The organism is Actinophytocola algeriensis, assembly GCF_014203735.1.
In the GTDB taxonomy this organism is placed as follows: domain Bacteria; phylum Actinomycetota; class Actinomycetes; order Mycobacteriales; family Pseudonocardiaceae; genus Actinophytocola; species Actinophytocola algeriensis.
In genome coordinates, this window is sequence record NZ_JACHJQ010000004.1 from 427,456 (window position 1) to 441,954 (window position 14,499).

At 68.1% G+C, this 14,499-nt stretch carries 13 protein-coding genes; 7 read left to right on the forward strand and 6 right to left on the reverse strand.

Features of this window, described 5'->3' with window-relative positions; translation table 11 throughout:
- Positions 1-161: 161 nt before the first annotated feature.
- Positions 162-1,142 (reverse strand): 2-dehydropantoate 2-reductase, encoded by a 981-nt coding sequence (locus FHR82_RS19890; protein WP_184811960.1) that lies wholly within the window; start codon positions 1,140-1,142, stop codon positions 162-164.
- A 76-nt stretch (positions 1,143-1,218) separates the two neighbouring features.
- Between FHR82_RS19890 and FHR82_RS19895 the strand changes: the two genes are divergently transcribed.
- The 7 genes from FHR82_RS19895 to FHR82_RS19925 all read left to right on the forward strand — a co-directional run bounded on the left by FHR82_RS19895 (position 1,219) and on the right by FHR82_RS19925 (position 10,094).
- Entirely contained in the window at positions 1,219-1,482 is a 264-nt protein-coding gene (locus tag FHR82_RS19895; protein WP_184811961.1) for a DUF6457 domain-containing protein, read from the forward strand.
- Positions 1,483-1,605: 123 nt separating this feature from the next.
- Positions 1,606-3,321, forward strand: coding sequence for a thiamine pyrophosphate-binding protein (locus FHR82_RS19900; protein WP_184811962.1), 1,716 nt, complete (start codon positions 1,606-1,608; stop codon positions 3,319-3,321).
- A gap of 12 nt (positions 3,322-3,333) precedes the next feature.
- On the forward strand, positions 3,334-4,563 hold the full coding sequence (gene frc, locus FHR82_RS19905; protein ID WP_184811963.1) for a formyl-CoA transferase: 1,230 nt from the start codon (positions 3,334-3,336) through the stop codon (positions 4,561-4,563).
- Positions 4,564-4,604: 41 nt separating this feature from the next.
- Positions 4,605-6,755 carry an acetate--CoA ligase family protein gene (locus FHR82_RS19910; RefSeq protein ID WP_184812466.1) on the forward strand — a complete coding sequence of 717 codons (2,151 nt, stop codon included), beginning with the start codon at positions 4,605-4,607 and terminating at the stop codon, positions 6,753-6,755.
- Between the two features lie 286 nt (positions 6,756-7,041).
- Entirely contained in the window at positions 7,042-8,448 is a 1,407-nt protein-coding gene (locus tag FHR82_RS19915) for an Nramp family divalent metal transporter (RefSeq protein ID WP_225944086.1), read from the forward strand.
- Positions 8,449-8,460: 12 nt separating this feature from the next.
- Entirely contained in the window at positions 8,461-9,009 is a 549-nt protein-coding gene (locus FHR82_RS19920; protein WP_184811965.1) for a hypothetical protein, read from the forward strand.
- An 83-nt stretch (positions 9,010-9,092) separates the two neighbouring features.
- Positions 9,093-10,094, forward strand: coding sequence for a TerC family protein (locus FHR82_RS19925; protein WP_184811966.1), 1,002 nt, complete (start codon positions 9,093-9,095; stop codon positions 10,092-10,094).
- 432 nt (positions 10,095-10,526) lie between these two features.
- Here FHR82_RS19925 and FHR82_RS19930 read toward each other — a convergent pair whose 3' ends face one another.
- The 5 genes from FHR82_RS19930 to FHR82_RS19950 all read right to left on the reverse strand — a co-directional run bounded on the left by FHR82_RS19930 (position 10,527) and on the right by FHR82_RS19950 (position 14,370).
- Complete coding sequence (locus FHR82_RS19930; RefSeq protein WP_184811967.1) at positions 10,527-10,697, reverse strand: hypothetical protein; 171 nt, start codon at positions 10,695-10,697, stop codon at positions 10,527-10,529.
- Between the two features lie 114 nt (positions 10,698-10,811).
- Positions 10,812-10,973 carry a hypothetical protein gene (locus FHR82_RS19935; RefSeq protein ID WP_184811968.1) on the reverse strand — a complete coding sequence of 54 codons (162 nt, stop codon included), beginning with the start codon at positions 10,971-10,973 and terminating at the stop codon, positions 10,812-10,814.
- 101 nt (positions 10,974-11,074) lie between these two features.
- Positions 11,075-11,827, reverse strand: coding sequence for a GntR family transcriptional regulator (locus FHR82_RS19940; protein WP_184811969.1), 753 nt, complete (start codon positions 11,825-11,827; stop codon positions 11,075-11,077).
- 178 nt (positions 11,828-12,005) lie between these two features.
- Positions 12,006-12,752, reverse strand: coding sequence for an IclR family transcriptional regulator (locus tag FHR82_RS19945; protein ID WP_184811970.1), 747 nt, complete (start codon positions 12,750-12,752; stop codon positions 12,006-12,008).
- Positions 12,753-12,795: 43 nt separating this feature from the next.
- A complete protein-coding gene (locus FHR82_RS19950; RefSeq protein WP_184811971.1) occupies positions 12,796-14,370 on the reverse strand; it encodes a thiamine pyrophosphate-binding protein in 1,575 nt (524 codons plus the stop codon).
- Positions 14,371-14,499 lie beyond the last annotated feature (129 nt).

The window sequence follows — 14,499 nt, forward strand, 5'->3', positions numbered from 1 at the left end:
TCGGGTGCGAGATCAGATCTAGCGGGACGCGGCACCCGACTCCGCGCGGGCGCGCAGGCGCGGGGAAGCGGCGAAGCCCAAGCCCCAACGCTGGCGCAACCACACAAAGGGCGAGGCGCGCACCTGGCTGGTGCGCGCCTCGCGTGGGTGGGGGAGCGGGGTCAGGAGATGGCCGTCGTGACCTGTTCGTTCAGCAGGTCGGCCAGTGCGGAGACCACGCGCAGGGTCGGGGCTTCCGCGCCCGTCAGGTCGGCCAGTTCGACGACCGCCTTCAGGATCACGTCCAGTTCCATGGGCTTGCCCTTCTCCAGGTCCTGGAGCGTGGACGTCTTGTGGTCACCCGTCCGTTCGGCGCCCGCCATGCGGCGCTCGATCGAGATCTCCGGGTACGAGCCGAGCCTGGCCGCGACGTCGAGGGTCTCCCGCATCATCCGGACCACGACCTCGCGGGTGTCGAGGTGTTGACAGATCCCCTTCATCGTCGCTCTGGTCAGGGCGCTGATCGGGTTGAACGCGATGTTGCCCATCAGCTTGAGCCAGATGTCCTTGCGCAGGTCGGGCTCCACGGGACACTTGAGCCCACCGGCGATCATCGCCTGGGAGAACTCCGTGCAGCGGGTGGAGATCTCGCCGTTCGGTTCGCCGATGGAGAAGCGGGTGCCCTCCAGGTGTTTGATCACCCCCGGCGACGCGATCTCGGTCGCCGCGTAGACGACGCAGCCGATCGCGCGTTCCACCGGTAGCGCGGCGCTCACCGAGCCGCCGGGGTCGACGCTGTCGATGCGGCGGTCGCGGAACTTGGTGTCGATCCCGTGGAAATACCACCACGGGATGCCGTTCTGCGCCGCGATGATGGTGGTCTCATCGTGGAGCAGCGGCTTGATCATCGGTCCGGCGTCCGCGTACCGGTTCGCCTTCAGGCCGAGGAAGATGTGGTCCACCGGACCGACCTCGACCGGGTCGTCGGTGGCGTTCGGACGGGCTTCGAAATCACCTCGGGGGCTCACGACGCGAACGCCCGATTCTCGGATCTTCTGCAGGTGGGGACCTCTGGCGATGAGGTGGACCTCGACGCCCGCCCGGTGCAAAGCGGCACCGACGTACGCGCCGATGGCGCCTGCCCCAAGAACAGCAACTTTCACCGCAAGCTCCGTTCTTGTATTCAAAGGGTCTACTGCATACAGTATGAGATGTTAGGCGAAACGAGAAGTGGTGAGCATGGACGACATCGCGGATTGGACCTCGCAAGCCTGCGTCGAACTCGGCATTCCGGTCGACGTCGTCGCAGGTCAGGCCGATACCGCGGAGATACTCGCCCTCGCGAGGGACGTACAGCGCGCGGTGGCGAAACCCGCCGCGATCGTGGCCGTCTACCTGCTCGGCGTCGCGGTCGGTCGCGGCGCGGATCGCGGGGAGGTCGCCGCGCGGCTTGCGGACCTGGCAAAACAGTGGTCAGGCACCACCTGCGACTGGCGCGACTGAAATATCTGGGGAGCGATCCCCCAGGCCCCCGGGGGCAAACCCTGGACCTGGACGTTCGCCCTTACTAGAGTCATACGGTATGCAGTATGCGCCAAGCCCACCTTTAAGGAGATGACGACACAGATGGCTTCACAGGCTCAGACGACGCCGGGTGGTTCCTCGGAGGGCAACCCCGAGATGATCTCCGGCGGACATCTGGTGGCGAAGGCGCTCAAGGCCGAAGGCGTGGACGTGATCTTCACGCTCTGCGGCGGCCACATCATCGACATCTACGACGGTTGTGTCGACGAGGGCATCGACGTCATCGACGTACGCCACGAGCAGGTGGCCGCCCACGCGGCCGACGGTTACGCGCGCATCACCGGCAAGCCGGGCTGCGCCGTCGTCACCGCGGGCCCCGGCACCACCGACGCCGTGACCGGCGTGGCGAACGCGCTGCGGGCCGAGAGCCCCATGCTGCTGATCGGCGGGCAGGGCGCGCTCTCCCAGCACAAGATGGGTTCGCTGCAGGACCTCCCGCACGTCGACATGATGAACCCGATCACCAAGTTCGCCGCGACCGTGCCCAGCACCGAGCGCGCGGCCGACCTGGTGTCGATGGCGTTCCGGGAGTGCTTCCACGGCGCGCCGGGCCCGTCGTTCCTCGAGATTCCCCGCGACGTGCTCGACGCGTCGGTCCCGCTGGAGAAGGCGCGGATTCCCAAGGCCGGGGCCTACCGGGCCTCGACCAAGTCGTCCGGTGACCCCGAGGCCATCGAAAAGCTGGCGGACCTCGTGGTCGGCGCGGAGAAGCCGTGCGTGCTGCTCGGCAGCCAGGTGTGGACGACGCGGGGCACCGACGCGGCGACCGAGTTCGTCCGCGCGCTGAACGTCCCCGCCTTCATGAACGGCTCCGGCCGCGGCACGCTGCCCCCCGGCGACCCGCACCACCTGCAGCTGGCGCGCCGCTACGCGTTCCAGAACGCCGACCTGATCATCATCGTCGGCACGCCCTTCGACTTCCGCATGGGCTACGGCAAGCGGCTGTCGCAGTCGGCGACCGTCGTGCAGGTCGACCTCGACTACCGCACGGTCGGCAAGAACCGCGACATCGACCTCGGCATCGTCGGTGACGCGGGTGCGGTGCTCGCCGCGGTCACCCAGGCCGCGTCCGGCCGGGTCGACAACGGCGCGGTGGCGCGCAAGGCGTGGCTCGAGGAGCTGCGCGCGGTCGAGACCCAGGCCTACGAGAAGCGCCTCCCGCGCCAGCTCTCGGACGCCTCGCCGATCGACCCGTACCGCCTGGTGCACGAGATCAACGAGTTCCTCACCGAGGACTCGATCTACATCGGCGACGGCGGCGACATCGTCACCTTCTCCGGCCAGGTCGTGCAGCCCAAGTCGCCGGGCCACTGGATGGACCCCGGTCCACTCGGGACGCTCGGCGTCGGCGTGCCGTTCGTGCTGGCGGCCAAGTACGCTCGCCCGGACAAGGAGGTCGTCGCCCTGTTCGGTGACGGCGCCTTCTCGCTGACCGGCTTCGACTTCGAGACGCTGGTGCGGTTCAACCTGCCGTTCGTCGGCATCGTCGGCAACAACTCGTCGATGAACCAGATCCGCTACGGACAGATCCAGAAGTACGGCGCGGACCGCGGCCGGGTCGGCAACACGCTCGGCGACGTGCGCTACGACGAGTTCGCCCGGATGCTCGGCGGGTACGGCGAGGAGGTCCGCGACCCGAAGGACATCCGCCCGGCGCTGGAGCGCGCCAGGGAGAGCGGGCTGCCGTCGCTGATCAACGTCTGGGTCGACCCCGAGGTCTACGCGCCGGGGACGATGAACCAGACCATGTACAAGTAAAGGGGCTTGCACATGCGCAAGGCACTCGAAGGTGTCCGGGTCCTCGACATGACCCACGTCCAGAGTGGACCGTCGGCCACGCAGATCCTGGCGTGGCTCGGCGCGGACGTGGTGAAGCTCGAGGCGATCACCGGCGACATCACGCGCAAGCAGCTGCGCGACCTGCCGGACGTGGACAGTCTCTACTTCACGATGCTGAACTCCAACAAGCGCAGCATCACGCTGAACATGAAGTCCGACAAGGGCAAGCAGCTCTTCACCGAGCTCGTCAAGAAGTTCGACATCCTCGCGGAGAACTTCGGGCCCGGCGCGGTCGACCGGATGGGGTTCTCCTGGGAGAAGCTCCAGGAGATCAACCCGAAGCTGATCTACGCGTCGATCAAGGGCTTCGGCGACGGCCCGTACAAGTTCTACAAGGCCTACGAGGTGGTCGCGCAGGCCATGGGCGGCTCGATGTCCACGACAGGCTTCGAGGACGGGCCGCCGCTCGCCACCGGCGCGCAGATCGGTGACTCCGGTACCGGCATGCACGCGGTGGCCGGCATCCTGGCCGCGCTCTACCAGCGTGAGCACACCGGTGAGGGCCAGCGGGTCACGGTCGCCATGCAGCACGCGGTGCTCAACCTGTGCCGGGTCAAGCTGCGCGACCAGCAGCGCCTGGCCCACGGCCCGCTCAACGAGTACCCGAACAAGGAGTTCGGGGACGAGGTGCCCCGCTCCGCCAACGCCTCCGGCGGCGGGCAGCCGGGCTGGGCGATCAAGTGCGCGCCCGGCGGGCCGAACGACTACATCTACGTGATCGTCCAGCCGGTGGGCTGGGCACCGATCACGCAGCTGATCGGCCGCCCCGAGCTGGCGAACGACCCGGACTGGGCGACGCCGGAGGTGCGGCTCTCCAAGCTGGACAAGATGTTCCAGCTGATCGAGGACTGGTCGGCCGACCACGACAAGTGGGAGGTGCTCGCGAAGCTCAACGAGCACAACATCCCGTGCGGGCCGATCCTCTCGACCAAGGAGATCATCGAGGACGAGTCGTTGGCGGACAACGAGATCGTCGTCAAGGTCGACCACCCCGAGCGCGGCGAGTTCACGACGGTCGGCATGCCGATCAAGCTGTCGGCCTCGCCTGCCGAGGTGAAGCGTTCCCCGCTCTTGGGGGAGCACAACCAGGAGATCTACGGAAGCGAACTTGGTCTGTCCGAGAGCGACATGGCCGAGCTCAAGGCGAGTGGAGTGATCTGAGCACCATGGCTGCAGTGTCCGAAGTAGACAAGAAGGGCGCGATGCTCGACCCTGCAAGCAGGTCTTCGGTCGTCCGCGAGGTCCTTGACGAGGTCAAGGCCGCAGGACGGGACTCGCTGACCGCCCCGGAAGGGAAACGGGTCTGCGACGCTTACGGCATCCCAACCCCACGAGAGGGTCTCGCCACGTCGGCGGATGAGGCGGCCGCACTCGCCGCGGAGATCGGCAAACCGGTGGTGGCGAAGATCGTCTCCCCGGACATCCTGCACAAGACCGAGGCGGGCGGCGTCATCGTCGGCGTCGACGGTCCGGACGCGGTACGCGCCGCGTACGACAAGATCCTGGCGAACGCCAAGGCCTACAAGGCCGACGCGGACATCACCGGGGTGCAGATCCAGGAGATGGTCGGCGGTGCGGGCAGCACCGAGGTCATCGTCGGCGCCACGACCGACGGCACGTTCGGCAAGGTCGTCGCGTTCGGCCTCGGCGGCGTGCTCGTCGAGGTGCTCAAGGACGTCACGTTCCGGCTCGCGCCGGTCGACGACGCCGAGGCGAAGTCGATGGTCACCGGCATCAAGGCCGCCGAGGTGCTCCAGGGCGCCCGCGGCTCGGTGCCCGCCGACCTCGACGCGCTGGCCGACGTGATCGCCAAGGTGTCGCAGCTGGTCACCGACTTCCCGGAGATCAGCGAGTTCGACCTCAACCCGGTGTTCGCCTCGGCGGACGGCGCGGTCGCGGCCGACGTGCGGATCCTGCTGGAGACCGAGGAGCGCGCCAAGCCCGTTCAGCACACGCAGGAGGACATCCTGCGGGCGATGAACACGATGATGAACCCGCGATCCGTCGCGGTCATCGGTGCCTCCGACCAGGCAGGCAAGATCGGCAACTCGGTCATGAAGAACCTGATCAACGGCGGCTTCGCGGGCGAGATCCACCCGATCAACCCCAAGGCCGACGAGATCATGGGCCGCAAGGCGTTCAAGTCGGTCGGCGACGTGCCGGGCGACGTGGACGTCGCGGTCTTCGCGGTGCCCGCGAAGTTCGTGCCCGCCGCGCTCACCGAGTGCGGTGAGAAGGGCGTCACCGCGGTCGTCATGATCCCGTCCGGGTTCGCCGAGACCGGCAACCAGGAGCTGCAGGACGAGATCGTCGAGATCGCGACCCGCTACAAGGTCCGCATGCTGGGCCCGAACATCTACGGCTACTACTACACGCCGCAGAACCTGTGCGCGACGTTCTGCACGCCGTACGACGTGAAGGGCGGCGTCGCGCTGACGTCCCAGTCCGGCGGCATCGGCATGGCGATCCTCGGCTTCGCCCGCACCACCAAGATGGGCGTGTCCGCGATCGTCGGCTTGGGCAACAAGTCCGATGTGGACGAGGACGACCTGCTGACGTTCTTCGAGCACGACGACAACACGCAGTGTGTCGCCATGCACCTCGAGGACCTCAAGGACGGCAGGGCGTTCGTCGAGACCGCCAAGCGGATGACCAAGAAGAAGCCGGTCGTCGTGCTGAAGGCGGGCCGCACCGACATGGGTGCCCGCGCGGCCAGCTCGCACACGGGCGCGCTCGCCGGTGACGACAAGGTGTACGACGACATCCTGCGGCAGGCCGGGGTGGTGCGCGCCCCGGGCCTCAACGAGATGCTCGAGTACGCGCGCGGTCTCCCGCTGCTGCCGACGCCCAAGGGCGAGAACGTGGTCATCATCACCGGCGCGGGTGGCTCCGGCGTGCTGCTCTCCGACGCGTGTGTCGCGGAGGGACTGTCCCTGATGGACATCCCGCCGGACCTCGACGAGGGTTTCCGCAAGTTCATCCCGCCGTTCGGCGCCGCGGGCAACCCGATCGACATCACCGGTGGCGAGCCGCCGTCGACCTACGAGGCCACGATCCGCCTCGGCCTGGAGGATGACCGCATCCACGCGCTGATCCTGGGCTACTGGCACACGATCGTGACGCCGCCGATGGTCTTCGCCGAGTTGACCGCGAAGGTGGTGGAGGAGTATCGCGCCAAGGGCATCGACAAGCCCGTGGTGGCCTCCCTCGCCGGGGACACCGAGGTCGAGCAGGCGTGCGACTACCTGTTCGACCACCGGGTCATCGCGTACCCGTACACCACGGAACGTCCCGTGGCCGTGCTGGGCGCGAAGTACCGGTGGGCACGGGCCGCGGGTCTGATAGTCGGATAACAGGAACTTGACCGCTACGGGAACGGCGGTCATAGGGGCCGGCCGAGGCTGACCGACCCGCAATTGGGTGATCGAGCAGGGGTCAACAGGCAGGCGACAGGAAGCGGGTCTTCCGCAGGCGCGAGCGTCCGCGGAAACCCGCTTTCACGAAGTGATTTCTGGAGGTCCAATGGTGGATTCTCACAACCCCCCGAGTGTGGGGCTGTCCTCGGGCAGTGGCACTCGCGGGGCGACTTACGAGGGAGTGGGTGAAGAACGCGTCTGGCGAGCCGGGGGGCTCGAGCCGATGCCCATCCGCCCGCTCCCCGAGGCGCCACCGTCCATCCACCTACTCGGGCCGACCGTCTTCCTGGTCGCGCTCGGCGTCGGTATGGGCGAGTCCTACATGTGGCCGCGACTGGTCCTGGTCTTCGGACCCGAGATCAGGTGGCTGTTCCTGATCGGTGTCACCCTGCAGGCAGTGGTGATGCTCGAGATGGCGCGTTACGCGATGGCCACCGGCGAGAGCATCTTCTCCGGTGCGGCGCGCGTGTTCAAACCACTGATGTGGTTCTTCTTCGTGACAGCGATCATGGTCTACATCTGGCCTGGTCACCTGTCGGCGGGCGCGTCCGCGTTCGAGGAGATAACGGGCATACCGTGGGTCGTGACCGCCTGCGTTGCCCTGATCCTGGTCGGGATCCTGTTCAGCCTGGCCAGTGTCATCTACGACCTGCTCGAGAACGTGCTCGCCATCCTCATCGGCGTGCTCGTCGTCGGCACCGCGATCATCGCGTCCATCGTCGGCAGCTGGGCCGACCTCGGCAGCACGCTCGGCGGCATGTTCGCCTTCGGGTACATGCCGTCCGAGATGTTCAGCTCGACGTGGTTCCCGATCGTGGTCGGGTCGATCGCCTTCGCGGGTCCATCGGGTATGCAGCAGATGTGGTACACGCTGCACCTGCGGGACAGCGGCGCTGGCATGGGCGCGCACGTGCCCAAGATCCGCGGCCTGCGCAGCGCGAAGGAAGAAGAGCAGATGCCGTCGCGCGGCTTCATGTTCGACACGGGCGACCCCAAGGAAATGGCGAAGTGGCGGGGTTGGCGCAAGTGGGTGACGTTCGACGCGTTCCTGCTGTTCTGGGGCATCACGATGCTGGTGACGATCTCGTTCACCGTGCTCGCCCAGTCGGCGTCGCGCGAGAACCCGAACGTCAAGACCCTCATCGAGGGCGGTGACCGCGACGCGGCGCTGCGGGCCATGTCGGACGCGTTCGCGGCCGCGGGCGGCCCGGTGCTCGGCGGCGTCTTCTTCGGTTTCATCGCACTGATCGGGTTGAACGCGACCCTCGGTCTGTTCGACTCGTTCTCGCGTGGTCAGGCGGACATGACCTACAACCACATCCCGGGCGCCAAGCGGTTCCGCCTGTCGCACCTGTACGCGGGGTTCCTGTGGGGCGTCATCACCTTCGGCATCATGATCCTGTTGTTCGGACCCGCTGATGGACCCAGCGGGATCCTCGACATATTGGCGTTCTTGTCCTCGTTCGCCATGGGTGCCTACTGTGTGACGTTGCTGCTGGTGAACAACAGGATGTTGCCCAAGCCCATCCGTCCGAAGTGGTGGTCGAACGCCATCATCGGGTTCGGTGCGGTGTTCTACCTGGGCATGCTGTTCTACAGCCTGTTCAGGTTCGGTGTGGTACTGGATTAAGGACTGAGTGCGATGCACCTGTTTCGTCTGGCCCGGCTGACTCTGCCCGGGCTCGCAGTAGGGTTCATCGCCGGCGTGCTCGCCGGCGGGCTGGCCGCGTTCGTCGGCCAGCCCGCCGGGTGGGCGCTGGTCTCCGCGCTGACCCTGGGTGTTCCGCTCGGGCTGCTCGGCGCGGGGTACACGATGCTCCTGATCAACGGCAAGATTCGGCTCGGCGGGTTCGCACCCGCCGCGGCGTACTGGCTGATCGGGTTCCCGCTCGCGCGGATGCTGCACGAGGTGCTCACCCGGCTGGTCCTCACCGGTCAGCCTGGCCTGCCGCCCGACCCGCTCGGTTTCCTGGCCTACCAGGGAATCGTGAGTGCCGGGTTCGCGATCGGCTTCCTGTGGCTGCACGAGCGGGTCGCGCCGAGGTACTGGCAGCGGCTGGCCGCGCACGATCCGGACGCACGCGATGTGTACCTGCGGTACGCCGAGCACGCGCGCGCGATGTTCGAGGCCGCGGAGCGGCGCAAGGCCGCGCGCGGCCGTAAGCCGAGCGCACGCACCTCGGTGCGCTGACCCACCGGTAAATTCCGGGAAACCTGCCGATGCGCCAGCCAGGTGCACCGGTGGGTTCTTCCTGCGCGCCGAAAGGTTGCTAGATGAACGTCCCGGCCTGGTTGTGGGTGGTGACCGTCGTCGGTCTCATCACCGTCATCTTCTTCGACTTCTACCTGATCTCACGCAACCCCCGCGACCCGTCGATGCGCGAGTGCACAGGGTGGATCGGGGTCTACGTCGGCCTCGCCGTGCTCTTCGGCCTTGGCGTGCTCCTGACCTCGGGCCCGCAGTACGGCGGCGAGTTCTTCGCGGGCTGGATCACCGAGTACTCGCTCTCGGTCGACAACCTCTTCGTCTTCGTGATCATCATGTCGTCCTTCGCCGTGCCAAGGGAGTACCGGCAGAAGGTCCTGTCCATCGGCATCGTGATCGCGCTCGTCATGCGCGGCATCTTCATCCTGGTCGGCTACGAGGCCATCACCAGGTTCGACTGGCTCTTCTACGTCTTCGGCGCGTTCCTGGTCTACACGGCCTGGAAGCTGATGGCGCACAAGGACGAGGAGGAGGACGAGTTCAAAGAGAACGCGATGCTCCGCTTCGTCAAGAAGATCGTGCCCGCGACCGACACCTACTCCGGCGCGCGGATGACGGTCAAGGTCTCCGGTCGTCGCATGGTCACCCCGATGCTGATCGTGATGGTCGCGATCGGGACCACGGACCTCCTGTTCGCCCTGGACTCGATCCCCGCCATCTTCGGGCTGACGAAGGAGCCGTACCTCGTCTTCACGGCCAACGCCTTCGCGCTCATGGGCCTGCGCCAGCTGTTCTTCCTCATCGGCGGGTTGCTGGACAAGCTCGTGTACCTGTCGATCGGGTTGTCGGTGGTGCTCGGGTTCATCGGCCTGAAGCTGATTTCCGAGGCCCTGCACCACGATGGCGTCTCCTGGGCGCCGGAGATCCCCATCCTCGTGTCGCTGGGCATCATCGTCGGGACGCTCGCCGTCACCACGGTGGCCAGCTTGTGGAAGGTACGCCGGGACCGGGACAAGGAACTGGACTCGTTGGCTGACGAGGCACCGGTTTCCGATCCGGATCCTGCTTGAGCTGGTGGACCGGGCCCCACGGACCGGGGCCCGGTCCACCGTTTCGACGGGCTGAGCCGTGTCACGGCTCAGCCCGTCGGTGTGTTCACGGCAGCGAGGGGCGGACCCGGGTGCTCCACGCGCCTTCACGGCAACCACTCAGGAGGCGGCCTGCCTGCGCGGCGAGGGCTCCGGATGGCGGGCTGGGCTGCACGGACCGCGGCCCAGCCCACCAGGGGCCGACGAAACCACCGGCCACCAACAGGATCTCATCCGCGCCCAGCATCGCACCGCAAGCTGTGGTCCACCTCGTAAAAATCTCGCGTAGCGGGATGTGTGGTGAGGCGGTAAGTTGCCTGATCGTAAACAGCGAAAAGCTCGGGCCGTACGGACCACGACCCGAGCTTTCGGTGGGGCTGGGCCGCACGGACCGCGGCCCAGCCCTTACCGCTGTCAGACGGTGACTCGAGTGGCCACCGGCTGGTCGCGCAGGTACTCCTCCGCCTTGTGGGCGGTGTCCTGGCGCTGCTTCTCCATGGCGATCGCGAGGCCCAGGCCGAGGCGACGGCCATCGGCCGACCAGCCACGCGGAGACGTCGTGAGCGACTTAAGCCACTTACGCATTCTTCTCACCTCCTGGTGTGGCGACCGAGGCGTACGGACCACGTCTCGATGCCACTTCTCTCAACCACAGTCACCGGGTTCCCCATACCGTCCGGGGTTACACCGAGGTCGGTGTCACACCCGGGCCGACTGGTCGGCGACCGGCTGGTCACGCAGGAAGTTCTCCACCTCGCGGGCGGCCTCCTGGCGCTGCTTCTCCATGGCGACGGCGAGGCCGAGGCCGAGGGCACGGCCGTCGGCGTTGAAGCCGCGCAGTGTCCGGAACCAGTTACGCATCTACTTCACCTCCTTGCGGGCAGCATTCGTAAACCCGGGGTCGCGGCAGTGCGGCCAGGGTCGGGTCGGCAGACAGTCGTCTGCCAGGGATCAGAGAGGGGTCAGCCCTTGGCGGGTGATGACCTGCGACGGCGGCGTGTGGGCAGCTCGATCAGCTGCTGCTCCTGCTCACCGTCCGCGTCGCGCTGTTCGAGGTAGGACTTCCGTGTCCGCTCGGTGTGTTCCTGCATGATCCGGGCGGCGGCTTCGGCGTCCCTGTTCTCGATCGCGTCGATCAGCTTCGCGTGCTCCTGCCAGGACTGCTTGCCGCGCTGGCGGGCGATCGGCGTGTAGTACCACCGCACCCTGCGGTCCACCTGGGTCGCGAAGTCCAGCAGTACCTTGTTGCCAGAAAGCTCGGTCACGCAACGGTGTACCGCCGCGTTCAGCGCCACCGCGGTGTCCACGTCGTCCGCCGCCAGTGCCTCGAAACCCTGTTTGTTGAGGTCCCGCAGGCGCGCGATGCCCTCCTCGTCGGCCTGGGTCGCCGCCAAGCGTGCCGACTCGCTCTCGAGGAGCGATCGCACGGCGAGCAACTGGTCCGCCTCGTCGGGGGTCGGCTGGTGCACGAACGCGCCGTAGCCGGGCCGCAGGTCCACCCAGCCCTCGTTGTTCAGCCACTGCAGTGCCTCACGCACGGGCTGACGGGAGACCCCGAGCATCTGCGCCAGTTCACTCTCGACGAGGTGCTGGCCGGGGGCCAGTCGCCGGGAGATGATCAGCTCCTGCATCGCCTGGTAGACGTGTTCACGCAGGGGCACCGGCCGATCGATCCGGCGAGCCGCCAGTTCCTTTGGCAACTCGGTCGGCTGCATGGTGATCTCCAACGGGGAGTGAGTATGTTCAGCACGTAGTCGATTCATGTTTCTAGTCGACTGCCTACAGCATACAGTCCCTGGTCGGCCGTTCACGGCACTCGTGAGCGCGTTCACAGTGTGTGATCAGCACCTCTGGGCCGATAGATACCTTGTATCAAATCGCATCGACCGAGCGTCACCCGCGGGCGGCCATCTCCCTCGACAGCGACAACGCGGCGGTCTTCACCGCGGGCGCGAGTCGTGCCAGGTCGAGGCGGTGTGCGCGGCCCGCGATGGAGACGGCGGCGATCACGCGGCGGTGGTGGTCGTGCACGGGCGCCGCCACCGCGACCACACCGGGCTCCGACTCCTCTCTATTGAGGCCGTAGCCGCGCTCCAGCGTGCGGTCGAGGTCCTGGCGCAGCAGACCGGGCATCGTGATGGTCCTGGGCGTCAGCCGGGCGAGTCCGCCGTCGACCACGTCCCGCAGGTACGACGGCGGGCCGAGGGCCAGGAAGACCTTGCCGCTCGCGGTGCAGTGCGCTGGCAGCCTGCCACCCACCCGCGAGACGATCGGTGTCGAGCGGCGGCCGGTGACCTTCTCCAGGAACAGCGTGTCGGGCGGGTCGAACACCGTCAGGTGCACGTTCTCGTGCGTGGCCTCGTACAGGTCCTCCAGGTACGGCAGCGCCGCCTCCCGCAGCCCGCGCTGCCTCGGCACGCCCTGCCCGAGCACGAACAGCTTCATGCCCAGCCGGTAGCCGCCCTCGGTGCGCTCCAGCCAGCCACCCGCGACCAGCTCGGCGACGAGGCGGTGCGCGGTCGGCTTCGGCAGCCCGGTCCGCGCGGACAGCCGCGCCAGTGTCAGGTCGGTGTCGGCGGTGCCGAACGCGTCGAGCAGCGACAGCCCCCGAGCGAGGACCGACTTCGGCGGCGGTTCCATGCGGTCGATCCTGGTGCCTCCCGCCGGAGCGGGGCAAGGACGGTCACAGCAGCGGTACGTCCACGAGCAGCGGCTCCACGAGCGAGCCGGCCGAGGCGACCACCTCGCGCAGCTCGGCGTCGTTCTCCACGCGGCGGGTGGCGATGCCGAAGAACAGCGCCGCCTTCGACCAGTCCATGCGCCCGAGGTCGAGGCCGGGGTGCGGGCCGGGGCCGTAGGACTCGGCGAGCGTGTCCTTGAGTGTCCGGTACTCGCCGTTGTTCATCACGCAGAACAGGACCGGCACGTGATAGCGCGCCGCGCTCCACAGGCCCTGCAGCCCGAACAGCGCGCAGCCGTCGCCGAGGACCGCCACCACGGGCCGGTCCGGCCGGGCCATGCGGGTGCCGATGGCCGCGCCGACGCCCCAGCCGAGGCCGCCGCCGACGGTGTGCACGAACGAGTTGGGGCGGGACAGCCGCAGCAGCGGGCGCAGCTCGATGCCGAACGTGATGGCCTCGTCGACCACGACCGCGTCGGCGGGCAGTCCGTCGGCGACCGCCTTGGCCGCCACCGGCGACGGCAGCGGCGCCCGGGTCGTGGCCCGCACCGGGTCGTCGACGGCCGGGTTCGTGGCGCCCACGGGGTGCGCACGGCGCCCGACCTGGGACACCAGCTCGGTCAGCGACGCGCGGATGCCGCCGGTCAGCCCCAGCTCGACGGCGAAGTTGCGGCCCAGCTCGGCCGGGTCGTCGTCGAGCTGCACGACACGCGTGTTGCCGGGGATGGCGGGGCCGGGCGTGTAGTGGTGCGGCGAGAACGCGTGGCAGCCGACGACGAGCACGACGTCGTGGCCGGTCAGCGCCTCCCGCACGGCCACGTTGCGTGGGGCGAGCATCCCGGCGTGCAACGGATGGGTGAACGGGAAGTTCACCCGATCGTGCATCGGTTGGTGGAAGACGGTCGCGCCGAGGCGTTCGGCGAGGTTGACCAGCTGGGTGACCGCATCGTCGCGGCCGACGCCGTCACCGGCGACGATCGCGGGGTTCCTGGCACCGGCGAGGATCCACGCGGCCTGGTCGAGCCCGGTGGCCGGGCCGAGCGGCGCGAGCGGGGAGCGGGCGGGCACCGGCACGTCGACGTCCTCGGCGAGCAGGTCCATCGGGATCGACACGAACACCGGGCCCGCGGGCGGTTGTGCCGCCAGCGCGAACGCGCGCCGCAGCACGACCGGCAGGTCGTGTGCGTGCCGCACCTCGGTCGCGCTCTTGGCCGCGGCGGCCGCGAGCCCGACCAGGTCGCCCGCGAGCATCGGGTCCTCGATGAGGTGGCGGCGGTCCTGCTGGCCCGCGGTGACGACCAGGGGAGTGCGGGAGCGCTTCGCGTTGAGCATCCCGATCAGCCCGTTGGCGAGGCCGGCGGCGACGTGCAGGCTGACGAACGCGGTGCGGCGGGTGGCGCGCGCGTACCCGTCGGCCATCGCGACCGCGGAGTGTTCCTGGACGGCGAGCACGTACTCGAAGTCGGCCGCCTTCGCGAGCGCGTCGATCAGCGGCAGCTCGGTCGTGCCGGGATTGCCGAAGATCTTCTCGACGCCCTCGGAGCGCAGCACCTCGAGCATCGCGTCCATCGGGTTCATGACCCACTCCCGCCAATGTCGCCGGACCGGTCAGTATTACCCGCATGATCCGCTGTCAACCGGACAGCGTGGTCTCCGCGAAAGGCATCGTCGGGTACCCGCCAGCGGACCTCGTACCGACCCACTCTC